25 protein-coding genes are annotated in these 25,488 nt (G+C 52.7%); 15 read left to right on the forward strand and 10 right to left on the reverse strand.

Annotated elements, in window-relative coordinates; translation table 11 throughout:
- Positions 1 to 72 precede the first annotated feature (72 nt).
- A complete protein-coding gene (locus AB4876_RS04530) occupies positions 73 to 1,536 on the forward strand; it encodes an amidase (RefSeq protein ID WP_368380461.1) in 1,464 nt (487 codons plus the stop codon).
- Between the two features lie 65 nt (positions 1,537 to 1,601).
- Here the strand turns inward: AB4876_RS04530 and AB4876_RS04535 are convergent, their stop codons facing one another.
- Positions 1,602 to 3,050, reverse strand: coding sequence for a succinylglutamate desuccinylase/aspartoacylase family protein (locus tag AB4876_RS04535; RefSeq protein ID WP_368380462.1), 1,449 nt, complete (start codon positions 3,048 to 3,050; stop codon positions 1,602 to 1,604).
- A gap of 362 nt (positions 3,051 to 3,412) precedes the next feature.
- Between AB4876_RS04535 and AB4876_RS04540 the strand changes: the two genes are divergently transcribed.
- From AB4876_RS04540 to AB4876_RS04595, 12 genes are all read left to right on the forward strand, one after another.
- Positions 3,413 to 4,960, forward strand: coding sequence for a 2-isopropylmalate synthase (locus AB4876_RS04540; RefSeq protein ID WP_368380463.1), 1,548 nt, complete (start codon positions 3,413 to 3,415; stop codon positions 4,958 to 4,960).
- 1 nt (position 4,961) lies between these two features.
- On the forward strand, positions 4,962 to 5,804 hold the full coding sequence (locus AB4876_RS04545) for a hypothetical protein (RefSeq protein ID WP_368380464.1): 843 nt from the start codon (positions 4,962 to 4,964) through the stop codon (positions 5,802 to 5,804).
- Positions 5,801 to 6,250, forward strand: coding sequence for a GNAT family N-acetyltransferase (locus AB4876_RS04550; protein WP_368380465.1), 450 nt, complete (start codon positions 5,801 to 5,803; stop codon positions 6,248 to 6,250). The genes AB4876_RS04545 and AB4876_RS04550 overlap by 4 nt, the downstream gene beginning before the upstream one ends.
- A gap of 70 nt (positions 6,251 to 6,320) precedes the next feature.
- Positions 6,321 to 6,749 carry a hypothetical protein gene (locus AB4876_RS04555; RefSeq protein WP_368380466.1) on the forward strand — a complete coding sequence of 143 codons (429 nt, stop codon included), beginning with the start codon at positions 6,321 to 6,323 and terminating at the stop codon, positions 6,747 to 6,749.
- Between the two features lie 118 nt (positions 6,750 to 6,867).
- The gene (gene pbpG, locus AB4876_RS04560; protein ID WP_368380467.1) at positions 6,868 to 7,785 is read left to right on the forward strand and encodes a D-alanyl-D-alanine endopeptidase; all 918 of its coding nucleotides are present in this window, start codon (positions 6,868 to 6,870) and stop codon (positions 7,783 to 7,785) included.
- Between the two features lie 135 nt (positions 7,786 to 7,920).
- Positions 7,921 to 8,376: a hypothetical protein gene (locus tag AB4876_RS04565; protein ID WP_368380468.1), complete on the forward strand. Its 456-nt coding sequence runs from the start codon at positions 7,921 to 7,923 to the stop codon at positions 8,374 to 8,376.
- A gap of 187 nt (positions 8,377 to 8,563) precedes the next feature.
- Positions 8,564 to 8,935: a hypothetical protein gene (locus AB4876_RS04570; RefSeq protein ID WP_368380469.1), complete on the forward strand. Its 372-nt coding sequence runs from the start codon at positions 8,564 to 8,566 to the stop codon at positions 8,933 to 8,935.
- A 103-nt stretch (positions 8,936 to 9,038) separates the two neighbouring features.
- Positions 9,039 to 9,485, forward strand: a complete 447-nt coding sequence (locus AB4876_RS04575; protein ID WP_368380470.1) for a hypothetical protein — start codon at positions 9,039 to 9,041, stop codon at positions 9,483 to 9,485.
- A gap of 109 nt (positions 9,486 to 9,594) precedes the next feature.
- On the forward strand, positions 9,595 to 11,025 hold the full coding sequence (locus AB4876_RS04580; RefSeq protein WP_368380471.1) for an FAD-dependent oxidoreductase: 1,431 nt from the start codon (positions 9,595 to 9,597) through the stop codon (positions 11,023 to 11,025).
- Between the two features lie 142 nt (positions 11,026 to 11,167).
- The gene (gene ylqF / locus AB4876_RS04585; RefSeq protein ID WP_368380472.1) at positions 11,168 to 12,193 is read left to right on the forward strand and encodes a ribosome biogenesis GTPase YlqF; all 1,026 of its coding nucleotides are present in this window, start codon (positions 11,168 to 11,170) and stop codon (positions 12,191 to 12,193) included.
- A gap of 9 nt (positions 12,194 to 12,202) precedes the next feature.
- Positions 12,203 to 13,204, forward strand: a complete 1,002-nt coding sequence (locus tag AB4876_RS04590) for a DUF6635 family protein (RefSeq protein ID WP_368380473.1) — start codon at positions 12,203 to 12,205, stop codon at positions 13,202 to 13,204.
- 172 nt (positions 13,205 to 13,376) lie between these two features.
- Complete coding sequence (locus tag AB4876_RS04595; RefSeq protein ID WP_368380474.1) at positions 13,377 to 13,874, forward strand: YehS family protein; 498 nt, start codon at positions 13,377 to 13,379, stop codon at positions 13,872 to 13,874.
- A 74-nt stretch (positions 13,875 to 13,948) separates the two neighbouring features.
- On the opposite strand, the gene AB4876_RS04600 is transcribed toward AB4876_RS04595, so the two are convergent.
- The 7 genes from AB4876_RS04600 to metG form a co-directional block, all read right to left on the reverse strand.
- Positions 13,949 to 14,662 (reverse strand): electron transport complex subunit E, encoded by a 714-nt coding sequence (locus tag AB4876_RS04600; RefSeq protein WP_368380475.1) that lies wholly within the window; start codon positions 14,660 to 14,662, stop codon positions 13,949 to 13,951.
- Positions 14,655 to 15,296, reverse strand: a complete 642-nt coding sequence (gene rsxG / locus AB4876_RS04605; RefSeq protein ID WP_143829309.1) for an electron transport complex subunit RsxG — start codon at positions 15,294 to 15,296, stop codon at positions 14,655 to 14,657. Before rsxG ends, AB4876_RS04600 begins: the two co-directional genes overlap by 8 nt.
- Positions 15,297 to 15,298: 2 nt before the next feature.
- Positions 15,299 to 16,336 carry an electron transport complex subunit RsxD gene (gene rsxD, locus AB4876_RS04610; RefSeq protein ID WP_368380476.1) on the reverse strand — a complete coding sequence of 346 codons (1,038 nt, stop codon included), beginning with the start codon at positions 16,334 to 16,336 and terminating at the stop codon, positions 15,299 to 15,301.
- A gap of 27 nt (positions 16,337 to 16,363) precedes the next feature.
- Entirely contained in the window at positions 16,364 to 18,751 is a 2,388-nt protein-coding gene (gene rsxC / locus AB4876_RS04615) for an electron transport complex subunit RsxC (RefSeq protein ID WP_368380477.1), read from the reverse strand.
- Positions 18,748 to 19,341: an electron transport complex subunit RsxB gene (gene rsxB / locus AB4876_RS04620; RefSeq protein ID WP_008246464.1), complete on the reverse strand. Its 594-nt coding sequence runs from the start codon at positions 19,339 to 19,341 to the stop codon at positions 18,748 to 18,750. The genes rsxC and rsxB overlap by 4 nt, the downstream gene beginning before the upstream one ends.
- A gap of 2 nt (positions 19,342 to 19,343) precedes the next feature.
- Positions 19,344 to 19,922, reverse strand: a complete 579-nt coding sequence (gene rsxA / locus AB4876_RS04625) for an electron transport complex subunit RsxA (protein WP_008246465.1) — start codon at positions 19,920 to 19,922, stop codon at positions 19,344 to 19,346.
- Between the two features lie 180 nt (positions 19,923 to 20,102).
- A complete protein-coding gene (metG, locus tag AB4876_RS04630; RefSeq protein WP_368380478.1) occupies positions 20,103 to 22,145 on the reverse strand; it encodes a methionine--tRNA ligase in 2,043 nt (680 codons plus the stop codon).
- A 181-nt stretch (positions 22,146 to 22,326) separates the two neighbouring features.
- Between metG and apbC the strand changes: the two genes are divergently transcribed.
- Both apbC and dcd read left to right on the forward strand, forming a co-directional pair.
- Entirely contained in the window at positions 22,327 to 23,424 is a 1,098-nt protein-coding gene (gene apbC / locus AB4876_RS04635; RefSeq protein WP_368380479.1) for an iron-sulfur cluster carrier protein ApbC, read from the forward strand.
- Between the two features lie 59 nt (positions 23,425 to 23,483).
- The gene (gene dcd / locus AB4876_RS04640; RefSeq protein WP_368380480.1) at positions 23,484 to 24,050 is read left to right on the forward strand and encodes a dCTP deaminase; all 567 of its coding nucleotides are present in this window, start codon (positions 23,484 to 23,486) and stop codon (positions 24,048 to 24,050) included.
- A gap of 79 nt (positions 24,051 to 24,129) precedes the next feature.
- Here the strand turns inward: dcd and AB4876_RS04645 are convergent, their stop codons facing one another.
- Positions 24,130 to 24,807, reverse strand: coding sequence for a DUF3108 domain-containing protein (locus AB4876_RS04645; RefSeq protein ID WP_368380481.1), 678 nt, complete (start codon positions 24,805 to 24,807; stop codon positions 24,130 to 24,132).
- 28 nt (positions 24,808 to 24,835) lie between these two features.
- The gene (purN, locus tag AB4876_RS04650; RefSeq protein ID WP_368380482.1) at positions 24,836 to 25,486 is read right to left on the reverse strand and encodes a phosphoribosylglycinamide formyltransferase; all 651 of its coding nucleotides are present in this window, start codon (positions 25,484 to 25,486) and stop codon (positions 24,836 to 24,838) included.
- Positions 25,487 to 25,488 lie beyond the last annotated feature (2 nt).

Below are 25,488 nucleotides of genomic sequence, written 5' to 3' on the forward strand. Positions count from 1 at the left end.
GGATTGGATATTCATTGGTTTAGGTAACAGCTCTGTTACTATTCGCAAGAAAATAAAAAGGGGAACCAGTGAATGTTTAAAGAGTACGATGAATACGATGCCCTTGGTTTAGGCGAGTTAATCAGCCGCGGGGAGCTGAGCCCAAAGGAGTTACTCGATGCGGCTTTGGCCGTTGCCAATGAGCGTAACCCAGCAATAAATGCCCTCATCCATCGCTTTGACGAGCGCGCCTATCGGCATATTGAACAGGGGCTGCCGGATGGCCCGTTTAAAGGTGTGCCCTTTGTTTTAAAAGATTTGCTTGCGTGCTTTGCCGGCGAGCCTCTGCGCATGGGCAGTCGCGGTATATGCGTTACACCAGACTACGACAGTGAACTGGTGCGGCGCTACAAAGCCAGTGGTGTGAATATTTTTGCCAAAACCAATACTCCTGAGTTTGGCCTGATTATCACCACTGAGCCTAAATCCTTTGGCCCTACGCACAATCCCCATAAACACGGCTACAGCACGGGCGGCTCCTCGGGCGGCAGTGCGGCGGCGGTAGCGGCGGGTATTGTGCCAATGGCCCACGGTGGTGACGGGGGTGGCTCAATTCGTTTTCCCTCCTCGTGGTGTGGCGTGTTTGGCTTAAAACCATCACGCGGTCGCAACCCCCTAGGGCCAGACAATGGTGAGGACTGGCAGGGCGCGGTGGCCGAGCATGTGCTCACTCGCAGTGTGCGCGACAGCGCGGCAATGTTGGATTGCAGCGGCGGCCATGAAATAGGTGCGCCTTATAATATCGCCCCGCCGAACAATAGCTTTTTGGCGGCCACACAGCGTGACGCCCCGCCGTTACGGATTGCCCTAAGCCGCAAACCCTTGGTTAATACTGTGGTAGATGCAGAAGTGCTGGCGGCGTTGGATAACACTGCGCTGGCGCTGGAAAAGCTTGGTCATCATGTCGAGGAGGCCGAGCCAGAAATTAATATTGAGCAATTTTGGCGAGACTTCTTTGTGGTGGTCTGCGCCGAGGTAGCGAGTATGGTCGAGCGCTATCGTTGCGAGTACGGCGCCGCCTGTGTTGCTAAGTTTGAACCGGCGACCAAAAATATGGCGATGTTGGGCCGCTCCTTTAGCGCTGCCGACGTGGTGAGCGCCAAGCGTGGCTGGCACGATGTGCAGCTGGCGATGGGGCGCTTATTGGTAAATTTTGATGTGATGCTCTGTCCCACTGTGCCCACGCCGGCAGAGCCTCACGGCGTACTTCCCAATACCCAGTTTGAAGAGTTGCTGATGCTGGCTAGCCATCGCATAAATATCGGTAAACTGCTGTTTAACACTGGCTTAGTCGAGCAAATGGCCGGGCCGATATTGGCGAAAATGGCATTTACTATTATGGGCAACGTCACCGGTTTACCGGCTATGTCGGTGCCTTTGCATCTTAGCAGTAGCGGCCTGCCGATTGGCATGCAGTTTACTGGCCGCATGGGCAATGAGGAAACCTTGTTCAATTTGGCGGCGCAGCTAGAGCGAGAGCTTGGCTTTACCTGTTAAATTGCAAAGCCAAAATGCAAAGCCCCGCAGGATATGCGGGGCTGTCGGAAGGTTTTAAATAAATGCTATTCGGGGTGCTCTTCTAGCTCGTCATTAGGCCGGTTGGAAACCGCCGGTGTAGAGCTGCTGCCGGTATTGCTGTGGTCACCAGGTACATTTTCTTTTGGCGGCTCGTCGACTAACTGCGAGGCATTTTTGGCATTGTCTTTAATTGCCTTGCGCACCGCGGCATCTACCGTTGCTGGGTCATTGCTGGTTTTTGCTGCTTTTTGCGCCGCTTCTCTGGCCACTTCTTTCATGTTTTCAGCCACTGGTTCTAGCGCTTCGGCAACCACGCTGTCGGCGACTTTGTCGGCGGTGACTTCTTTCACATTGGCGGCAATACCGACGTGGTAGGCGGCAAAGCCGGGCATAACCATTTGATTTAGCGCCAAGCCAATAATTTGACCGTCTACATTGGAGCGAATTACTGAACTGCGATTGGTGATGGGGTCGGTAACCGAGCCAAGAATATCGCCTTTTTTCACGGTGTGACCGAGCTTGGCTTCCGTTAAGAAAACGCCGCTTTGGTCTGCGCGCAGCCAGGTCGATTTATAAAATACGTTTTGCTTGGGCGCACGCAGAGGCTTTTGGTCAATCATCTTGAGGTGATGCATCACCGCTTTAATGCCGTTAACGCTTTGTTTTACTTCTTTTAGCTGTAGGCGAAGAGGTTCGCCAGCTTCTAAAGTGACGGCCGGAATGCCCGCATCTACCGCTGCGCGGCGCAGGGTGCCGGGCGCGCCGCCACCGTCAAGTACCGTTACATCGTGGAACATGCGGCTAAACTGCAGCACGCTTTCTTTGCCCAAATTACCGCGCAGCTGGGTGAGGTTGGTGCGGTGGAAAGAGCCGGTGTGAATGTCGATTAGGCGGTCGCAGTGCGAAATGACTTCATTAAAAAAACTGTAGGCAATACGGCCCGCAGAGCTGCCCTTGGGGTCGCCAGGGAAGTAGCGGTTTAGGTCGCGGCGGTCCGGTAAATAGCGTGAGGTGCGGCGAAAGCCATGCATATTTACAATCGGTACGCCAATCACCACGCCGTTGAGTTTGTCGCTCTCTAGGCTGAACATAACTCTGCGAATGGTTTCTACGCCATTGAGTTCGTCGCCGTGTACGGCGGCGGTTAGGCAAAGTGTTGGGCCGGGCTTGGTGCCGGCGGCGACCAAAATAGGGGTTGGCATGGCCAAGCCTGCTACGGCTTGACCGGCGGTCCAGTACAGACGCTCAAAGCTGCCGCGCAGCACATCCTGGCCGAGCAGGGTTAAAGCGACTTCGGTGTTGCCAGCGGCACTGCCATTTTTGTCAAAGTCGATGTTGAGTGCCGCGTTGCGGCGCCGGCTTGGGGTGAACGTGGGGTCGGCATCGACAGTGCTTGACTCATCAAGCGACGCGGGGCTTTGCTCATTGGCCATGGCTGGGTTAATTAAACACAACAGGCTGAGCGCTAGGCTAAAAACGAAAGTGCTTCGCATAATAATGCGGCTTGCTCCCTTGAGTATTCGCATCGGCCAGTGGGCGACGACGCAGTATTTGGACAATAAGTTGAATTGGGCCAAATTGTATACAAATTCACCAATAGAAACGCTCTAAACTTGGCAATTGCCCCAAATTCTATTTAGCTTGCTGGGGCTTTGACGGTATACGATGGCGAAGTTCAGTTCTGCGGGCTGGCATTTTTGCCAATCACCGCGACTGTTAAAGGCTTTTTTGCGTAAAATCAGCGTCTTTGGCGATAAAAGAGCCAAGAAGTCTGGGGCGCGTCCGACTATAATTGCTGACAGAGTTTGGCAGCACCAGCATTGTTGCCCCGATAACGATAAATTAGGAGTTTGTCATGGCCAAAGATCGCCTGATTATTTTTGATACTACCCTGCGCGATGGCGAGCAGAGCCCCGGCGCGTCCATGACTCGCGATGAAAAAGTTCGTATCGCTAAAATGCTCGAGAAAATGGGCGTGGATGTTATCGAAGCCGGCTTTGCGATTGCCAGCGTTGGCGACTTTGAGTCGGTGCGGGCCGTGGCAGAAGCGGTGAAAGACAGCACGGTGTGCAGTTTGGCCAGAACTGGCGCCGAAGATATAGACCGCGCTGCCGAGGCACTTAAGCCCGCCGCCGCTGGCCGTATTCACACTTTTATAGCGACCTCGCCTATACACATGGAATACAAGTTGCGCATGGCTCCAGACAATGTGCTGGATCGCGCGGTGGCGGCGGTTAAGCACGCTCGTAATTTAGTCGGCGACGTTGAGTTCTCCTGCGAAGATGCCTCGCGGTCTGAATACGACTTTATGTGCCGTATTATCGAGCAGGTTATTAAAGCTGGTGCCCGCACTATTAATTTGCCCGATACCGTAGGTTACGGTGAGCCAGGTGAATATGGCGCGATGGTCGCGCGGATTATGAATGGTGTGCCCAATGCCGATCAGGCGATTTTCTCTGTTCACTGTCATAATGACCTCGGTCTTGCGGTGGCCAATTCTCTGTCGGCGGTGATGAACGGCGCGCGGCAGGTAGAGTGTACGATTAATGGCTTGGGCGAGCGGGCGGGTAATGCCTCGCTGGAAGAGCTGGTAATGGCCATTCGCACCCGCAGTGATATCTTTCCTGTGGAAGTTAGTGTCGATACCACCCAAATAGTGCCGACCTCACGCTTGGTGTCTTCTATTACTGGTTTTCCGGTACAGCCCAATAAAGCCATTGTTGGTGCCAACGCCTTTGCGCATGAGTCGGGTATTCATCAAGACGGCGTGCTGAAATACCGTGAAACATACGAAATTATGCGCGCCGAAGATGTCGGCTGGAACGCCAATAAATTGGTGTTGGGCAAACACTCTGGCCGTGCGGCATTTAAGGCGCGTCTGGCTGATTTGGGTATTACCCTCGCTCACCAAGCCGCAGTCGATTTGGCCTTCACCCGTTTTAAAGAGCTAGCTGATAAAAAGCATGAAATCTTTGATGAAGATTTACAGGCATTAATGAGCGATGTTCAGCCTAGTGAGCGCAATAACCGCTACAGCTATGTGGCAATGGAAGCGGTGTCGCGCAGCGGCTTTAAGCCTCGAGCCGATGTTCAATTGCTTGTTGACGGTGAGGCCAAGCAGGCTGCCGCCGAAGGCGATGGTCCAGTCGACGCGGCATTTAAAGCGGTGGAACAATTGCTTAATAGCGGCGCCAATTTACTGCTTTACTCTGTAAATGCCATTACCAAAGGCACCGACTCTCAGGGCGAAGTACAGGTGCGCTTAGAAAAAAATGGCAGCATTGTGAATGGCAATGGCGCTGACACCGATATTATTGTGGCCTCCGTAAAAGCCTATCTGGACGCGCTGAATTTGTTAGACGCTGGGGTGCAAAAAGCACATCCTCAGCACGAGGGCGTATAAGGTGAACGAAGCGCTGCGCTTGGATTATCTCCATGCGATGGGTGTGGACAGTTATGTGCCGCGCTTTGAATTAGACGGCGCCGCGCCGTCGCCGCTCTGCGACTTGAGTGTCGTGCTCGCCGATGTGGCTGTTAATGCTCCAAGCAATAATTACGACGACGAAGCGACGCGTGATGAGCGCGTCGCCGAGGCAGGGCACTTTGACAGCGATGCCGAATACCAGCAGATGGCTGAGGCGGCTGAGCGCAAAGATCGCGAGGCGCCAAGCGCCCCCCTCAGTGCGGGCTCGCGGATCGCGTCAACAATGCAGGAGCTGGGCTTCGCGAGTCCTGTACCGGCCGGCCATAACCCCGCAGCAGAGCAAATTGCTGGGGAGGGCGCGCAAGGGCTTGCGGCCAACCCCGAGTTTAGCGTGGAGTTGGTGGCCACTGGGATCGGCTTATTAATGATCGTCGACACCACCGCTGGGCCGCCGAGTCCGGCAGAAAAACGTCTAATGGCCAATATTGCGGTGGCGGTAAGCCGTCATCACAAGCTCGCCAAGGCGCCGGAATTTGCTACGTCGCGTTTTAAATGGCCGGTATTAAAAACGCCGGGCCTATCATTGGGCCGCGACGCCGCGAAAGAGGCGCTGCAAGCGAATATCATGGCGCAGGCCGAGCGCCAGCACGCTCACTGCGCTATTTTGTTTGGCAGTAGCTTGCAGCCATTTATCGACGTGGCAATTTTGCAGCAAGCGGGAGTGCAACTACTCTATGCGGCTGAACCAGCGGCAATGCTCAGCGATGGCAGCTTAAAAGCCCCGTTGTGGCAGAATTTACGCAAGGTGTTATTCACTTCATGAAGCGCGTCGCCATGCTCGGCATTAAGCACCTAGAACAATGCCTAATACTCGAAACTCGTTCAGATCCTCATCCTTGGGGGCGGGATAATTGGTTGCGCAGTTTGCGCGACGACCACTGCTTAGGTTTGTGGGAGGGCACCGAGCTATTGGCCATCAGCTGTTACTGCCTAGTGCTGGACGAGGTTAGTTTGTTAAACATTGTGGTCGATGCCGACAGTCGCGGCCAGGGTGTAGGCCGACGCCTACTGACCGAAGGCTTGGAGTGGATGCAGCAATTTGGTGGCGCGCGCTGTTTACTTGAGGTGCGACTATCCAATACAGTAGCCCGCTCTTTATATAGTGCGCTTGGTTTTGCTGAAGACGGAATTCGCAAGAACTACTATCCCCTTGGCGATGGCTTTGAACATGCGGTTTTAATGTCGGCAGATCTACCATTGGGTGGATAGCGCGCTGCTGTATCGGCCCCCGGGCTTGAGTAACAAATAATATCAATGCAAATTACGCGGGTTATAGCCAATGTCAGACATTGAAATGCAGGAAGTTGAATCCGATTGGTGGTTTATCGGGCTGCCGGAGGAATGGCAGACCGAGCAGGATGAAGACAGTATTTTGATCTTCGACCAAGACGAGCTGGGCTGTATCAGCTTGAGCAGCTTACAGGCCAAACACGGTAAACCGACCACCGCAGACGACGTTCGCGAGCTGATAAAAGAAGTGGGTATGCGCCTTGAAGACGGCAAATCCTGCAAAATCGGCGACGATTACCAAGGCTGGGAGTTTGAAACTGTCGAGGAAGGCGATTATATTCGTGAATGGTTTTTACACGCTGGCGATCATTTGTTACTTATCAGCTACGCCTGCGCAGAAGATGACCGCGATATGGATCGCGCAGCGGTAGACCAAATATTGGACACGCTACGCCTCAAAGACAGTGAACAAGCCTAAGTATTAACCGCTGGCTTTTTTGTATGAAAATTGAACAGAGTCGGCATTTTGGCCGTTTTGGCTGTGATAATCTCAGCTTAATCTTTGTGTTAGAGCCTATTTGGCAAATGGTATTGAAATGACAAGAATAATGATTAGCCTATTTATTGCCCTATTTATCGCGCCGGTAATGGCTGCGGGTAATAACGATGCTCATAATCCTGCCAATTTACAGCTGGCCTCGGTAAGTGCCGTGGTCATGGACGCGAATAGCGGTGAAGTGCTCTATCAGAAATACGCCAATATGGTGAAGCCAATGGCGTCACTGACCAAGGTGATGACCGCGATGGTGGTGTTAGACGCCAAATTGCCATTGAATGAAGCCATCCGTTTTAGCCAAGACGACCGCAAGGCCATCAATTACTATCATTCGCGTATTCGGGTTGACTCAGAGCTAGCTCGTGGCGAAGTGCTGCGTTTGGCGCTAATGTCATCTGAAAATTTGGCGGCAGCGGCTTTGGGGCGCAATTTCCCAGGCGGCCTTCCAGCCTTCGTTGCTAAAATGAACGCGAAGGCCCGCGCTTTGGGTATGAAAAACACCCATTATGTCGATAGCAGTGGCCTGTCGCACGAAAACGTCTCTACCGCTGCGGATTTGGCTAAGTTAGTTGCCGCCGCTGCTAAATATAAAGAGATTACTAATTATTCAACTACCCCAATTTACACCGCCAATTTTAGCCGTCCGCGCTACCGCCTCGATTATGTAAACACCAATCCGCTGGTTCGCTACCAGCGCTGGGACGTAGCCATGAGTAAAACTGGCTACCTAAACGAAGCCGGCCGCTGCTTGGTAATGAAGGCCAATGTCGACGGCAAAGATTTAGTGATTGTGATGCTCGATTCATTTGGGAAAACCAGCCCTATGGGCGACGCTGGTCGTATCAAGCGCTGGTTGGCTTCTGGCAATGGCGGCTCGGTAGCCAGTGCTGCAAAAGAATACCAAAAGCGTAAGATCGCGACGCATTTGGCTAGTCGCGCTACCGCGAGTATTCGCTAAGGCCGCAGTGCTTAACATGCCTTACTAGCTATGCATGCAGTTATGGGCCGCCCCGCGATGTGGGGCGGCTTTTTTTATTTCAGTTTCCCCGTTTCTCAATCTTAAAGGCGGGCTTACACAACAAGGTTAAATGATATGGCAGTGCAATGGACTGAGTCCGCAACCGAGCTAAACGGTAGCGAATGTATTCTCCACCGTGCAGTAATCGCAGCGTCGGCCACCCTAGAAATAAACCAAGTGCTCGCGGAGTGTGTGGAGCGCGCTGCAGCGCTGCTGGACCAGAATGTCGATGACGATTCTCTCTACCTGCTATTCGAATGGGAGGCGGCAACATCGATCTTGACCGCAGTGGTCACCGACGACAGTAAAAGCCGTGACGCCAAGCACCGAGTGCAATGTGATATGTCGGCGATGAACACCGCCATTGCCGAACTCTCGGCGTCCAATCAGTGGCAGTATCAGGGGGAGTCATTTACAGACATTGTTAAACATGGGCTGCGGGACTATCTCACCACCTGTACCGGCTTTATGCGCTTTTCCCTTGTTGCCGCATTCCATAGCGGCTCACGCCAGCAGTCGGAATTACTTTAGCGCAGCCTACTCTCCGTTAACCGCAGGGGGTGCTTGGCGTAAATTTCTGGGTTGCTGCCATCCCGATAGGCAAGTTGGCTCAATTCAGTGTTGACCGCCTAACAATGGGCTAGACTTAGTAGGCTCAAGCTTCTCGGTGTAGTCATGGGTGGGCGGTTAGCGCGCCGGTATTTACCTAGGTGATAATATGCAAAGTCATGGTGAAATCTCCCTAGAGTGGGACGGTCAATTGTTCACAATGTATGCGTATGGCCCCTTTAATGAAGAAGGGGTGCGGGAGGTAATTGCTAGCCTGAAACGCGCCGTACTAAGTGAAAATATCGAGAGCTGGGTAAGGCTTGAGGTCTGGGATATGGACACATTAGGCTCGCCTTTGGTGTTCGATTATGTCAAAGCCTACTATCTTTGGTGTGAGGAACACGGCTGTCGGGCTACTGCTGTGGTTGTTAATAATATTATTCAGCGCAATATTATTGAAAAAGATTTTTTGACTAATATCCGAATTTTTAAAAGTAAGCGTGAGGCTATTGATTGGTTAAAGGACAGTGGCGAGATCTAGAAAAGTCTGGAAATTGCTCCTGTTTGCTTGCCTTCTGATATCTCATTTATTACATGCCCAGTGCCCTACTGGGGTATTGCACTTAATTTTATAAGGATTTTCTATGTCCGAATTTGTGTTTTCGTCAACAGTGGCCCTGGAACGGGAATTAGATGGCAGCGACGAGCGTTTTCATCGCTATTTTTTCTCGGTGTATAACTGTAGCCCCGATGAGGATAATGCGATAAATCAAAATCGTCGGCGTTTGCAGAAAGAGTTTCCCGATAAAGCAGTCGCCGTTGGTAAATACTTTGTATTGTGGGGCGAGGCGGCAGTGAATGCGCTGCGCAGCTATTATAGCGGCCTTGCCGCCAATGAATCATTGGATGATGATTTTCGCGGCTATGCCAATGGCAGATTACAAGCTATTGAACTGCGTCATTTGACCAGCCAAAGCTTGTCAGTCCCTATTGATTTGTCTGAAGGGCAGCTTAGCAAGGATGATTATCTTGATTTTTATACCTGCATTGCGCTTTCTAATGGGCAGATTGTCCTTAAAGATGCCGAGTAATTTCGGGTAGGCGCTACTTTCTCCCTCTTGAGTGTATGTGCTTTTTGGATCAAACAAGCACGTACATCTCTAAGGTGCTATCCGTTCAATTACAGTAGAAATAAAACAAGTGAAAAATGAAGAGGGTAGTTGGGTTATTTGTCCGGATTGTCAGGGCCGCGGAAAACGCAGCAGAAGGATTCGCAAAAAAGTGCGACTGCAGTATTTGCAGCAGTTGGATGAGTTCGAGAGACTGAAAAGGGAGGGGCCTGCGCCAGTTCGGCCTAAGGGCCATTTAGAATCTTGCTTAAATTGTGCTGGTTCTGGTTTGATTCCTGCCGCTGGTGCTATGGAGCTTGACGAAAGCTACCCTCACGTTGCCATTATTGGTGGCGGTATTGGCGGCGTTGCTCTGGCTGTGGCGTGTTTGCACCGCGGTATTCCATTTACGCTTTATGAGCGCGACAGCGGCTTTGATGCTCGCTCCCAAGGTTATGGACTTACTTTGCAGCAAGCGAGTAAGGCGATCGAGGGTTTGGGCATTTTCGGCTTAAAAAAAGGCGTAATTTCGACGCGGCACGTGGTGCATACCACGGCTGGGAAAGTGGTCGCTGAATGGGGTATGCGAAAGTGGGTGCATTCTGGTAGCAAAAAATCGCCCAAGCGTACCAATGTGCATATCGCACGGCAGTCGCTGCGCTTAAGCCTCCTTGAGCAGCTCGGTGGCGGCGACGCTGTGCAGTGGGGCCATCAGTTAGTCGAGTTAAAAGATTGCGGCGGTGCCGGTGTTGATCTTAGATTTCAAGTAAACGGTGAAATAAAGCAGGCCAGAGCGAACCTCGTGGTGGGGGCTGATGGTATTCGAAGTGCGGTGCGTCGCCTGCTGATTGGGGAGGACACCCCTTTACGTTACCTCGGTTGTATTGTGATTTTGGGGATTTGCCCTTTGGCGGATCTTGACGGTATTGAAAGCGATTTGTTGGACTCAGCGACGGTGTTTCAAACCGCCAATGGCAATGAGCGAATCTACATTATGCCTTACGCGGCAGACTCCGTGATGTGGCAACTCAGTTTCCCAATCTCTGAAAACGAAGCCAAGGCTTTAAGTGCCAAAGGTGCTCAAGCACTTAAAGATGAAGCTTGTCGACGAACCCAATGGCACGAGCCTATTCCCCAAATTTTAGCCGCAACTCAGCTCGCACAGGTGTCTGGCTACCCAGTGTATGATCGGGAATTGCTTACGGCAGAGCTATTGGAGAAAGGCGCTAAGGTGACCTTGATTGGTGATGCGGCTCACCCTATGAGTCCTTTCAAAGGCCAGGGGGCGAACCAAGCGCTGCTCGATGCTTTGGCTCTGGCGCGGGGTATTTCAAAGGGCTGTTGGTCTGGATCTCAGTGGCGGGAAGTTGGTGTCAGGGCAAGTGTACTAACTGAATTTGAAGCGGAGATGTTGGCGCGCAGTGCCATCAAAGTAGAAGGCTCTGCAGAAGCAGCAGAATTCCTGCACTCCGATATTGTGCTCTATGAGGGTGACGAGCCGCGTGGGCGAAGTCGAAGTTAGCCGGCCTAACGGCAAGATATCAGCCTATGGCTTTTGTAGTGATTGTCGGTAAAAGCCAATATGTGGGTGTCATAGCATCATTTTAGCTAAACCCCCGACCATCACGTACAATACCGGCTTTATCTCGAGTAGGGCGTATTTCATGGCAATTCAGTGGTATCCGGGGCATATGCACAAGGCCCAGAAGGACATCAGGGAGCTATTGCCCCAGGTTGATTTATTGATCGAGGTGCTGGATGCCCGCATCCCGTATTCCAGTGAAAACCCCGCTATTGAGAAAATTCGCGGCGACAAACCCTGTATCAAAATTCTGAGTAAATCGGATCTTGCCGACCCTGCGGTGACGGCCGCGTGGCAGGTGCATTTAGAGCAGCAGCGCGGGGTAAAGACATTTCCTACCACGACCGATGAGCCCGCTAAAATTAAACAGTTGTTGGAACTGTGTCGGCGTATGTTTCCAGCAAAGGATGCTGGGGTTAAAACCATCAATGCAATGATTGTTGGTATTCCAAATGTGGGCAAGTCCACCATTATTAATACTCTAGCCGATCGCATTATTGCCAAGACGGGCAATGAGCCGGCGGTTACTAAAAGTCAGCAACGTATAAACCTGGGTAGCGGCATTGTACTGTTTGATACCCCCGGTATTTTGTGGCCTAAAATAGACAATCCCAATAGTAGCTACCGCCTTGCGGTGACCGGTGCAATTAAAAGCACCGCCATGGAATACGATGATGTGGGTTTTTACGCGGCAGATTATTTGATTAAGGCTTATCCCGAACTCTTAAAAGAGCGCTTTCAGCTGGAGAGTATTCCTGATACTGAGCTCGCATTTTTGGAAGTGGCCGCGTTGCGGCGGGGCGCGCTGAGTGCCGGCGGGCGTATTAACTTACACAAAATATGTGAATTGCTGATTAATGAGCTGCGTGCCGGCACAGTTGGCCGTATTAGTTTAGAGACCCCTGAAATGGTGGTGCAGGAAAAAATTGCGATTGCTGAGGCCCAAGCGAAGAAAGAAGCGGATGCGGCTGAACGTAAGCGCCGCTTTAAGGCGGGTTCGCGCAATCCTAGTGAGAGCGAACTGGCAGAGCAAGAGGCGAATAACGCTAAACGAGCTCCGCGCGGCTCGCGGCCACCAAAAGCGACGAAGCCTCGTAAAGCAAAGTAAATATCACCCATGTCTTTAGCCGATGAGACGAGTCAATCAAGCGCCCAGTCGAGCTCAAGCCTCAGTCTTGATATTGCGCAGCTACAAACCGAGATTGAAGAGGCGGTATCGCAGGCTGCGGCGCGTTATTTTGATGAGTGCCGTCAGCGGGTGCCGAGCTTTGTTCGCCGCCATTTTACTTACCCTGGCGCCGTTGCCTTAAACCGAGTTGCCCTGGGTTGGGATATGCTGCGCGCACCACTCAATTTGTTTTGGGCGCCCTTGTATAGCCTTATTTCCCTGCTGCACTACGTCTGCGCGAAGCAAGTGCGGTTAGCTGGAGTCAGTCGGTTACTGGCCCGAGTTCCCGCCGGATTTGCTACCAAGGTTCAGGCGCAAATTAGCGCATTGGTGATGGATGAATTGCTTAATTGCGGCGGTGATGACAATGCCTTAGAGCGGCATTTACTGGCATCCTTGCAGCAGGTCTACCTCCGCCATAATCACGAGGCGAGCAGCGAACAGCGTTTTGCTCAGATTATCGAGCCCTTGCTCGACGATGCATTAACGCAATATCAGCTTACTCGAACTGCCTCGGCCGATATTACTAATAGCCTTTCTTGCACTGTGCTTGGCGCATTCGCGTTTCAAAAATTCACCCCCGGTGGTATTGGCGTGGCCGCGTTGTTGGCCTCATTGCTGGCGACTGAGCTGGCGAGTCGCAACTTTGTGTTTGGGGAAACCTTGGGGCGCTGGTATTACGGCGTGTTTCCACCAGAGCCGAACTTGAGCTTAACCTTGGCGATGCTGGCTAGCATTATGGCTTTGCTGGCGGCCTTCGCTGCGTTCTCCGGGGTGATAACCGACCCTGTGCAGGCATTTATGGGCTTACACCGTCGCCGTTTAATGAAGATGCTGGATCATTTACAGCAGGATTTTAAGGAGAAACGCAGTGGTAGTTTTCGGCCGAAAGATCAGTTTGTGGCGCGGATAATGGACGGTTTTGACATGGTGAGGTCTAGTCTGCTTTGAATTTTGTGCTCTGGAATGCGGGCTGAGATGCTTCGCTTCATCACTGCGAGCGTAAGTATGGCATAATAGCCGCGGGTTTATGGCCGGCAAGGCACAGGCCCTAGGTGATGGCGATTGGCTAAAATGGCAAACGTCGCCCACCAAATAGCGTTTAATCAATTGGGAAGTAAGCATGGATAATAATGATGTTCTGCGCCGGGTGCGCTACATCTTCGATTTTAATGACGCAAAAATGATATCGGTTTTTGGTTTGGCGGATCATTTGGTGAGTCGAGAAGAAGTGAGTGATTGGTTGAAGCGCGAAGGCGATCCGACTTATCAGCCCCTCGGTGATTTGCATCTCGCGGCTTTTCTCAACGGTTTGATTAGCGATAAACGCGGTAAGCGCGAAGGCCCTAAGCCTGAGAATGAAAAGCGCTTAAGCAATAATATGATTTTTATGAAGTTGAAAATTGCCCTTAACCTCAAGGCCGAGGACGTTATGGCAATTTTGGCTTTGGCAGATGTGATTATCAGCAAGCACGAGCTAAGCGCGTTTTTCCGCAAAACCGATCACAAGCATTATCGCGAGTGTAAAGATCAGATTCTGCGTAACTTCCTAAAAGGTTTGCAGCGCAAATACCGAAGCGATGCTGAGGTCGAGGAAGAGTTTGGCAGCGAAGTAGAATAAGCATTTAGAACAAAACAGGGTGATGCTTTCGCGTCACCCTGTCCTCATCGCATTTTTAAAACCACAGTGTTGCCTTAGCTAATATTACCGGTAACCCGAACTCGGCGGCTGGTGGGCGCAGATTCTATGGTTTTTGCGGCTTCGCGTTTCTTAATACCATCGTCGATGATGTTCTTCAGCGCGATAATCATTCCCGTAAAAATAAACGCGCCCGGCGGTAAAATTGCCACCAGCACGGCGGTGTAATCCTCTACCAGTACAATCTTCCAGGTCTTGGCCCCCTCGCCAAACAATAAATCCATATTTGCGAAAATTGCGCCAGTACCGATAATTTCTCGGACTGCACCGAGCATCATCAATATAACCGCGAAGCCCATCCCCATAATAAAACCGTCGTACATGGCGGGCAGTACTTTATTTTTGCAGGCAAATGCATCAGCGCGGCCAAGGATCACGCAGTTGGTGGTGATCAGCGGCAGAAAAATACCCAGAATTTGGAATAGCTCATAGGCGAAGGCCTGCATTAGTAATTCGATGCAGGTTACGGCCGCCGCAATAATCATTACAAAGGCGGGCAGGCGAATGGCGTCTGAGGCAAAGCTGCGAATCATTGATACGCAGGTATTGGATATCGTGAGCACCAGCATGGTCGCTAAGCCCATACCGAGTGCGTTAATCACCGAGCCAGTCACGGCGAGCAGAGGACATAATCCGAGTAACTGGACAATGGCGGGGTTATTTTTCCACAGGCCATTTAGGGAAATGTCACGATAGCTAATATCACTCATGGCTGTGCTCCTGATCGGACTCGATGCCCGTAATCGTCGTGCGATTGGCATCAAAGTAAAGTAGGGCGCGGTGTACTGCGGCAGTCACGGCGCGGGGAGTGATGGTTGCACCCGTAAATTGGTCAAACACGCCCTTGTCTTTTTTTACGGCCCATTTGCTTTCGTCTGGGTTGTTCAGGCTCTTGCCGATAAAGCCGTCGACCCAGTGGCTCTTTTTATAGTCTACCTGATCGCCAAGGCCAGGGGTTTCTCTGTGGGATAAAACCCGTACGCCAGCAATGCTGCCGTCGCCATTGATGCCAACGATCATATCGATATCGCCGGTATAACCGTCGCGGGCGGTCGCGGGCAAAATAGCGCCGACAAACTCGCCGTTTTGGGTGGCGCGATAAAATTTCTTGGTTTCGCGCAGGCCCAATAATTCGCTGTCGGCGACGGTGTCGACATCGTCGAGCATAGAGTTATCGTGCCTGGATTTAGGAATAATTTGCAGTAAGGCACGTTCTTCGGCGTGACGGATATTTTCTTGAATTAAACCCCGGGTCGACAGGTAAGTGCCCGCAATAACACCCGTGGTGAGTACTGCAAACAGGCCGAGGAGTAAGCTGTTTTTACTAATGGATTGGCCGAGAATATTCATTTTTCGGCTCCGGTGTTGTGTCCATAAGTGCGGGGCTGAGTGAAGTGGTCAATAAAGGGTGCCGCAAAATTCATTAATAGCACGGAGAAGGCCACTGCGTCGGGGTAATTGCCCCAGACCCGGATAATATAAATTAACAAGCCGATCAAGGCGCCGTAAATCAGGCGGCCGCGATTGGACACCGCCGAGGTGACAGGATCGGTAACAATAAAAAAGGCACCGAGCATGGTAGCGCCGCTGAACAAGTGGAAGAACGGCGAGCCGCCAGAGGCAGAACTGCCGCCGTCATAGAAGAACAGTGACATAAGCGTTAAGGCGGCGAGCATGCTCAGTGGCGCGTGCCAGGTAAAAATGCGGCGGTATATTAGGTAGGCGCCGCCCAATAAAAAACCGGCGTTTGCCCATTCCCAACCTTTACCCGCAATTTGGCCGAATTGGGCTGACTGGGACCAGAGATCGTCGACCAGTAATGCGTTATTTTGTTTGAGCACATCCAGCGGCGTGGCCATGGTAATTGCGTCAATGGCTTCGCGACCAAAACCAAAGCAGTAACGCAGGGCCTCAATGGGGCCGAGTAGGTCGCCGGCAAAACTGCCCTTGGGGGCCATCCACGTGGTCATTTCCACGGGGAAGGAAATCAGCAGCATGACGTAGGCGGCCATGGCGGGGTTGAAGGGGTTGTAGCCCATGCCGCCATAGAGTTGTTTGCAGATTAAAATAGCGAAGCCAGTACCGATCATAATCAGCCAAAATGGCGCGGCAGGTGGCAGGGCAATGCCAAGCAAAAATGCGGTGACAAGGGCGCTGTAATCATTGAGATAAAAACCAATAGGGCGCTTGCGCCAGCGCAGCGCCAAGGCTTCAAACGCTAAGGCGGTAATACTGGCCCACAGTACGTTGACGATGGTGCCAAAACCAAAGAACCAGGTCAGTGCCAGCATGCCGGGCAGGGTTGCCATAAGCACAAGGCGCATGACGCTGGCGGTGCTCATCGGCCCGTGAGCGTGGGGTGAACTGACTTTTAAAAATCCCATAGTCTGCTTTGTGCTCTGTATAAAAGTTTAGCCCAACTTCTCTTTAGCGCTAGCCAGTTTGTCTTGTAGCTTCGCGATTGAGTCGGCGAGAATCTCGGCCTTGTCGTCGCCGCTTTCTTGGGCGGCGCTTAGTTTTTCTTGCGTGCGAGCGATGCGGTTTTCTAAAGACGCAATGCTTTGCTTGAGTTTGTCGTCCTCGCTCATATCAGCCTGGGCGGCGCGCGCGGCTTTGGCGCGTTCTATTGCGGCCTGCACTGGATCGTCGCTGCTCGCTTGCTCTGCTGATACGGCTTCTTTGGTGATGGCCTTTGCCGAAACTTTGGCAAGGTGTTCTGCCAATTCTTGTTTTGCGCTGTCGAGTTTGCTTTGGGTTTTCTCAGCACCAGTGGCAAAGGCGGCGACATTGGCGTCGTTTTGCTCTTGGGCAATACTCAGCTTTTGCTGGGCGGCAGCGAGGCGTTTTTCGGTGGTGGCGACCAGGTTTTGCAAACGTTGAGTTTTGTCTTCGTCGCTTTCGTCGGCGCTGGCACCGGCGCGTTTGGCCATCGCGCGGGCGATGGCGGCTTGCGCGGGATCGGTGGCGCCGGTGTCTGCGGGCGCACTCGTCGAGCGGGCTTGGTGCTCTGCGAGTTCTTTTTGCAAGGCGGTAAGCTTGTCTTCGGTTTTGATTACCGCAGTAGCAAAGGCCTCGACGTTTTCGCCGCCCTGTTCTTTGGCTAGGGCGAGCTTTTCGCGGGCGCTGGTGAGTCTGCGCTCCGCGCTGGCAATGAGTAATTGCAGACGCTCAGTTTTTGCTGCGGGGGTTTCTTCCTCAACTTTGCCGTCGCGTTTGGCCTGTGCGCGAGCAATGGCGTCGTGGGCAGGGTCGGCAGCATCGGCCTTTTTAGCCTTGCTGCGCTCAATGGCCGCTTGAATAAGATCAGTTTTGCTGCTGTCGGGGTTGCTCACAGCGGCAGCGGCTTTATCTTTTGCTGCTTGCAGCCGCGCCGCGCGTTTAGCTTCTTTTTCGGCTTCTTCTTGTTCGAGTCTGGCGGTGCGGGCTTCAAAACGTTCTTTGGAGCGCTCGGCTTTTATCTTGTCTTGCTGGGCTTGGCGAATCTCGGCTTTTGATGCGCGGTAGTACTGCACCAATGGAATATTGCTGGGGCACACATAGGAACAGGCGCCGCACTCTATGCAGTCGAAAAGTTTGTGATCTTCAAGTTTTTCGTGTTCCTGCGCTCGGGAAAACCAGTACATTTGCTGGGGCAACAGCGACACTGGGCAGGCCTCGGCGCACATGCCGCAGCGGATACAAGCTTGTGCTGGCGGTGGTGGCGGCAGTTCGGCCGCAGTGGGCGCGAGTACACAGTTGCTGGTTTTCACGATTGGTACTGCGGTGTCTTGCAGGGTATAGCCCATCATGGGGCCGCCCATGACCAAGCGAATGCAGTCGTCTTTTTTAAAGCCGCTTTGGTCCAGCAGAAATTGCACTGGCGTGCCGAGTAGTACTTCGTAATTGCGGGGCTGGCTGCAGGCTTCACCGGTAATGGTCGTAATGCGTGAGATGAGCGGCTCACCTAAGCATATGGCGCGGTAGATTGCGGTGGCGGTGCCGATGTTTTGGCAGACAATGCCGATATCAGCAGGCAGGCCGCCAGCGGGTACTTCTTTGCCGGTTAATATTTGAATCAATTGTTTTTCGCCACCAGAGGGGTATTTGGTGGGGAAGGGCACAATTTCGATACCGGTGCCTTGCGCGGCTTTTTGCAGCGCGGCAATGCCCTCGGGTTTATTGTCTTCAACGCCGATCAGGGTTTCTTTGCTGGGCTTGATTAAATGACGAAGAATTTCTGCACCGGCAATAATTTCGGCGGCGCGCTCGCGCATTAAAATATCGTCGGCAGTGATATAGGGTTCGCACTCGGTGCCGTTGAGAATTAAGGTCTCAATGGGTTTGTCGTCGCGGGTACTGAGTTTTACTGCGGACGGAAAGCCCGCACCGCCCATGCCGGCAATACCGGCTTGGCGAACGCGGTCAATTAAATCCATTTTGCTTAAGCTGCGAAAGTCTTCGACGCCGCTATGCTTAGCCCACTCGTCTTGGCCGTCGGTGTCGATCACAATACAGGCACCGCTCATGCCAGAGGGGTGAGGGATTAAGCGCGATTCAATGGCCACTACCGTGCCAGATGTTGGCGCGTGTACGGGGGCGCTAACAAAGCCCTTGGCTTCGGCAATCATTTGGCCTTTTAAAACGCGGTCGCCGACGCTAATGATCGGACTGGCGGGGGCGCCAATGTGCTGAGCGAGCGGTAGTATTAATTGCGGGGGTATACCAGCCGCTTTAATGGGCGATTGCAGAGACTGCTGTTTGTTTTCTGCGGGGTGAATACCGCCGTGAATATCCCACACCTTTCTGCTTGGCTGGCTCATGCGCTGGCCCCGCTGCGGTCGGTGGCGATCAGATCTTCTGGCGGCTTGGGTTTGTCCCAGGCCCAGGTTTGCAAGCTGGTTTCAATGGGGCGCATTTCTATACAGTCAACAGGGCAGGGTTCAACGCAAAGATCGCAGCCGGTACATTCACTGGCGATGACGGTGTGCATGTGTTTAGCCGAGCCCAAAATGGCGTCGACGGGGCAGGCTTGAATACATTTGGTGCAGCCGATGCATTCGTCTTCGCGAATATAGGCCACCGAGGGCACGGACTCTTCTACCGCGTCTAGGGGTTTGGCTTCTACACCCAATAAATCGGCAAGTGCGGCAATAGTGGCTTCGCCGCCGGGTGGGCATTTGTTAATGTCGTCGCCGTCGGCAATGGCTTGGGCGTAAGGGCGGCAGCCGGGATAGCCGCACTGACCGCACTGGGTTTGGGGCAGCAATGCCTCAACTTGGTCGGCGATTGGGTCGCCCTCGGTTTTAAATTTTACTGCAGCAAAACCGAGTAGGGCGCCGAACACCACGCCGAGGCTGACCAGTGCCAGCAGGGATGCGATAAACGGGTTTTGGGCAATTAATTCAATCATCGTTATACCAAACCGGCGAAGCCCATAAAGGCCAGTGACATGAGTCCGGCGGTAATCATACCAACGGCAGGGCCCTTAAAGGGTTGGGGCACATCGGCGGCGGTAATGCGTTCGCGCATGGCGGCAAACAATACCAAAACCATGGAAAAGCCAGCGGCGGCGCCAAAGCCATACAGGGCTGATTCAACAAAGCTGTGGTCTTTATTGATGTTGAGCAGGGCAACACCGAGTACCGCGCAATTGGTGGTGATCAGGGGCAGGAATACGCCAAGCACCTTGTAGAGCATAGGGCTAGATTTACGTACCACCATTTCGGTGAACTGCACGACAACGGCTATGACCAAGATGAAGGTAATGGTGCGTAGGTATTCGAGACCGAGTGGAACCAATAGCCACTCATAGGTCAGCCAGCTGCAAATCGAGGCGAGGGTCAGTACAAAGGTAGTTGCACTGGACATGCCAATGGCGGTTTCCAATTTATTGGAAACCCCCATAAATGGACACAGGCCCAAAAACTGCACCAGTACAAAGTTGTTAACCAGAATGGCGCCGATTAACAGTATTGAATAGTCTGCTAACACAATTGTAGCCTCATTTTGTTTCCCGCTAGCTTGATGCGGCAATCCGTAAAAAGTGCGCTGTGACCAGCATACGCCGCTGGCTGACCCTTGTGGCGGGCCGGATCTTAGTTTATTTCAATCAAGCCTTCAAATTGCCAGTATGGCTGTTAGGCATTCTGGCGAGAGTGTTTTTGACTTGAATTACTGGATCTTCATGCCTGCTTTGGCGCCACTGTCGGGGCTGAGTAACCAAATTTCTTGATCGCCAGGGCCTGCGGCCAGCACCATGCCTTCGGATAGGCCAAAGCGCATTTTACGGGCTTCGAGGTTGGCCACCATTACCGTGAGTTTACCCACCAATTGCTCTGCGGTGTAAGCGGTTTTAATCCCTGCAAAAACTTGCCGCTCGCCATATTCGCCAAGGCTTAAGGTTAGCCGCAGTAATTTGTCGGCGCCCTCGACCGCTTCGGCAGCGATGATTTCTGCTACGCGCAAATCGATCTTAGCAAAATCGGGGTAGGCTATTGTGTCTGCGATACCCGTGTCTTTGTCTTTTGCTGCCTTTTTCGCTTTGGTTTTTACTGGTGCTGCTGGCGCCGCGGCGGTGCTACTGTCGCTGCTAGCGGCGACCATGGCTGCGACTTTGTCGGCGTCAACGCGATTCATCATTGCCTTAAACGGCTCAATGGCGTGGTCTTGCAGCGGGCTGAACTCACCCTGCCAAGTCAATTTACAGTTTAAGAAGGCTTCCGCTTGCACGGCGAGCTCGGGTAGTACTGGTGTTAAATAGGTCATTAGCACGCGGAATATATCGATGCACTGGGAGGCAACGTCAGCGGCTTGGCCTGCGGTGTCTTCGCTTTTTGCCAGTTTCCACGGTTCGCAGGAGTCAAAGTATTCATTGGTGGCATCGGCCAAAGCCATGATCTCGCGCACGGCTTTGCTGTATTCACGTTGCTCGTAAAGTTCGGCAATCGCATCGCTGGCGCCAGTGACGCGCTTCCACAGCTCGACGTTGTGCTGCTTGCTAGCCAGTTTGCCAGCATTGCCCTTGTGTACGAATTTGGCGCTGCGGCTGGCGATATTGACTAGCTTGCCAACGAGGTCTGAGTTAACTCGGTTGATAAAGTCTTCGAGGTTTAAATCAATGTCGTCTACCGCACCGGATAATTTAGCCGCAAAGTAATAGCGCAGGTATTCCGCTGGAAGATGCTCAAGATAGGTTTCGGCCTTTATAAAGGTGCCGCGAGACTTCGACATTTTCTTGCCATTAACGGTTAAGAAACCGTGGGCATAAATCGCGGTGGGCTGGCGGAAGCCTGCCGAATCGAGCATCGCAGGCCAGAATAAGCCGTGGAAGTTGATAATGTCTTTACCGATGAAGTGGTAAAGCTCGGCTTTTGAATCCACCCCCCAAAATTCATTAAAGTCGCGGCCATTGGCGTCGCACCAGTTGGCGCAGCTGGCCATGTAGCCGATGGGGGCGTCTAGCCAAACATAGAAGAACTTGCCTGGCGCGCCGGGAATTTCAAAGCCGAAGTAGGGCGCATCGCGAGAGATGTCCCAGCTGTGTAAACCCGCATCCAACCATTCGCGCAGTTTGTTGGCGATTTGCGGCTGCAGGGCGTCGCTGCTGGTCCACTGACGTAGTAGGTTTTCAAAGTCGCCGAGTTTAAAGAAAAAGTGGGTGGAGCTTTTCTCGATTGGCGTGGCGCCGGAAATTGCCGAGCGGGGATTAATCAGCTCTGCTGGGGTGTAGGTGGCGCCGCAAGCTTCGCAGTTGTCGCCGTATTGGTCGTCGGCCTTGCACTTGGGGCAGGTGCCCTTAATGTAGCGGTCGGCTAGGAATAGTTGTTTTTCAGGGTCAAAGAGCTGGGTAACGTCCTTGCGCTCAATATGGCCATTGGCGTCGAGGCGGCGATAAATTTCCTCAGAGTAGTGTTTGCACTCTGGGGAATGAGTGGAGTGGTAGTTGTCGAAGCGGATTAAAAATCCCGCCAAATCCCGCTCGTGCTCGGCTTTTACTCGGGCAATTTGCTCCTCTGGCGTAATGCCGAGTTTTTCGGCAGTGAGCATAATGGCGGTGCCGTGAGCATCGTCGGCGCATAAATAGATACAGTCATTGCCGCGCTGTTTTTGAAAACGCACCCAAATATCGGTTTGGATGGATTCCAGCAAATGGCCGAGATGGAGTGGGCCGTTGGCATAGGGCAGAGCGCTGGTAACGAGGATCTGGCGCGACATGAGTGTCCTTGTTGTGAACGTGGCGGCGACAGTTAGTGTGACTGGCGGCGCGGGTGGATTCCGAGGCGCCATACTATAGCGTTTTTGGGTCTCTGGTGCATCTGCTGTGGCGTTGTTCGATGTCAGTCCGCCGCGTATACTCGCCCGCTGATTAAAAGGTTTATTTGAGTAGGGACTGGAAATGGCAACAGAATTGGAATCTCGCATTCGCGAAGCATTGTTAGCAGTGGTTTTGCCTGGTTTGTCGGCGCCGCTTGCCGCGTTTGCTGACATTCTATCTCTTGCTGTAAAGGATGGTCGCGTTGACGCGGTTGTGGAGCTGGGTTTTGCGGCGCGCAGCGCTCAGCAATCCTATGAGCAAGCGTTGAGCGCTGCGTTAAAGGGTGTCGATGGTGTTGTCGATGCGACCGTGCGCGTCACTTGGAAAATTGCGGCATACGCTGCTCAACAAAATATTAAAAGCATGGAAAATGTCCGCAATATTATCGCGGTGGCCTCAGGTAAAGGCGGCGTGGGCAAGTCTACCACAGCGGTGAATTTAGCCTTGGCGCTGGTGGCTGAGGGCGCACGCGTTGGCCTGTTGGATGCTGATATTTACGGCCCCAGCGTGCAGATGATGCTGGGCGTTGCCGATGGTGTGCGTCCCAAACCCTACGGCACTCATTATTTGTTGCCGATAGAAGCGCACGGTGTGCAGTCGATGTCGATGGGGTATTTGGTCACTGAAGACACGCCCATGGTGTGGAGAGGGCCAATGGCGACCGGCGCGCTGCAGCAGCTATTGAATCAAACCTATTGGCAGGATTTGGATTATCTGGTTATCGATATGCCGCCGGGAACTGGCGATATTCAGTTGACCCTGTCGCAAAAAGTGCCGGTGTCGGGTGCCATTGTGGTCACCACGCCACAGGATATTGCCTTGCTCGACGCTAAAAAAGGCATCGAGATGTTCCGCAAAGTCTCAGTGCCGGTATTAGGTATTGTTGAGAATATGGCGGTGCATATCTGTAGCGAGTGCGGTCATCATGAGCATGTGTTTGGTGAGGGTGGCGGTGCGCGGATGGCGAGTAATTACCAGGTGCCGATGCTGGGTTCGCTGCCGTTGTCTATGCAAATTCGAAGTCAGGCCGATTGCGGCAAGCCGGTAATGGTGGCAGACCCGTCGGGTGATGCAGCTGCCTTGTACCGCGGTGTGGCTATTGGTATGACTGCCGAGCTGGCGAAGCGGCAGCGGGTGCAGAGCAACGCCTTCCCCAATATTTCCATCAGTGACGATTAATTCATTTTTATTAAACAGCGGCTTAGACTATTGCAGTTGTTAAAAAACAAGGGGACACAATGAGTATCAAGTCGGATAAGTGGATTCGCCGCATGGCTGAAAACGAGGGCATGATTGAGCCCTTTGAGCCGGAGCAAGTGCGGGCGCAGGGCGGCGCCAAGATTATTTCGTATGGCACGTCAAGCTATGGTTACGATGTGCGCTGCGCCAATGAATTTAAGGTGTTTACGAATATCTATTCGGCAACCGTCGACCCAAAGGCCTTTGATGAAAAGAGTTTTGTCGATATTAAAGGCGACTACTGCATAATCCCCCCCAACTCTTTCGCGCTGGCGCGCACCGTGGAGTATTTTCGGATTCCCCGCAGTGTGCTAACCATGTGTTTGGGTAAGTCGACCTACGCGCGCTGCGGTATTATTGTGAATGTCACCCCGCTGGAGCCAGAGTGGGAAGGCCATGTGACCTTGGAATTTTCCAATACCACAACGCTACCCGCGAAAATTTATGCCAATGAAGGCGTGGCGCAGATGCTGTTTTTTGAATCAGATGAAGTCTGTGAGGTGAGTTATAAGGATCGCGGCGGTAAGTATCAGGGGCAAACTGGCGTGACCCTACCTAAGACTTGAGGGCGGGCGCGAAACGCTTGGTGGGGGACGGTATACGCTAGCAGGCCCCTGCTGCGCAAGGGCGATACGGCTTAAGCTGCTAGCCCTTAACTTTTTTACCGTTAAGGGTGGCGTTGAGTAATTCCAATGAGTAGGTGTCGTCTTCGTCGGTTTGTTCAAGCCGAACAATCAAGTAATTCCAGTCTTTCGCCAGCCACACGATGGTTTCACTGTCGCTGCCTTCGCGGCCGCGACGCAGTTTGACGGTATTTAATTTACCGACGGGACTGTCGATGATTTCTTCGCCGATTTTTTCAATTTCATAGGTCTTGTGTTTGCCGCGGTTGACCACGGTTTGCACCATGGCAGTGTCGAATCGACCGCAAATCAGGGCTTGGCGCATTTGCAATTGGGCGCTGAGCTGATCATAGGTGCCTGCTGTTAAGGGTGCTGACCACGGCTTGCGGTATTTTTTATCGCTGGCGAGCGCGTGTTTCCAATCGAAGTTGATTTTCTGGTCTTGTCTGCTGCTGAAATTGTTACTGTATTCATAGCGCAATGGGCGTAGACCCATGGCGCCGTCTTCAATAATGCTTTCTTCGCTGACTTTGATAAACATCAGTTTGGCGTGTTGGGATAGCTGCCAATTGTCGCCTCGCTTACTCAAGCTGCGAGTAGCCGTGGTGGTCAGGCTATTGCTGCTAATGCGATATTCTGCAGTGTAGGGCAGGATCTGCGGCTTAGTTTCAGCGGTTTCAGCTGCGCTTGCCACGTTCATTAAGCAGCCAATTGTTAAGATTGCTGCGCTAGTCCGGCTGAAAAAGAATGCCAGCTTCGGGTAATACTTGCTCATCAAATACCGCCTTTGAGTTCTGCAAAACCAATCTTCCCTCGGCAAACCAGCTTGCGGCAAGGGGATATATTGTATGCTCTTTGGACAGTACTCGAGCGGCAAGTGCTGCAGCATCGTCGCCGGCAAATACCGGTATTTTTGCCTGAATAATGGCTGGGCCACCGTCGAGCTCTTCGGTTACAAAGTGCACAGTGGCGCCGGCTTCACTGTCACCCGCGTCTAGTGCGCGCTGATGAGTGTGTAAGCCTGGGTATTTGGGCAGTAGGGAGGGGTGGATATTAATTAGTCGCCCTAAATAGTGGCGAACAAAGCCAGGCGTGAGTATCCGCATAAAGCCTGCGAGCACCACCAAGTCGGCGTGGTAGCTGTCGATGCAGGCTTGCAGCTCGGCATCGAAGGCTTCTCGACTGGCGAATTGGGTGTGGTCGATGCAGGCGGTAGCAATACCAGCTTGCTTGGCGCGCTCTAGGCCAAAGGCTTGCGCCTTATTGCTGATTACCGCACAAATTTCCACGTTGGGCAGTCGGCCGTCGCTACTGGCATCGATAAATGCCTGTAGATTGGAGCCGCTACCCGAGAGCAGTATGACAAGTTTGCAGGGCATGA

This window comes from Zhongshania guokunii (assembly GCF_040892635.1).
Taxonomy (GTDB): domain Bacteria; phylum Pseudomonadota; class Gammaproteobacteria; order Pseudomonadales; family Spongiibacteraceae; genus Spongiibacter; species Spongiibacter guokunii.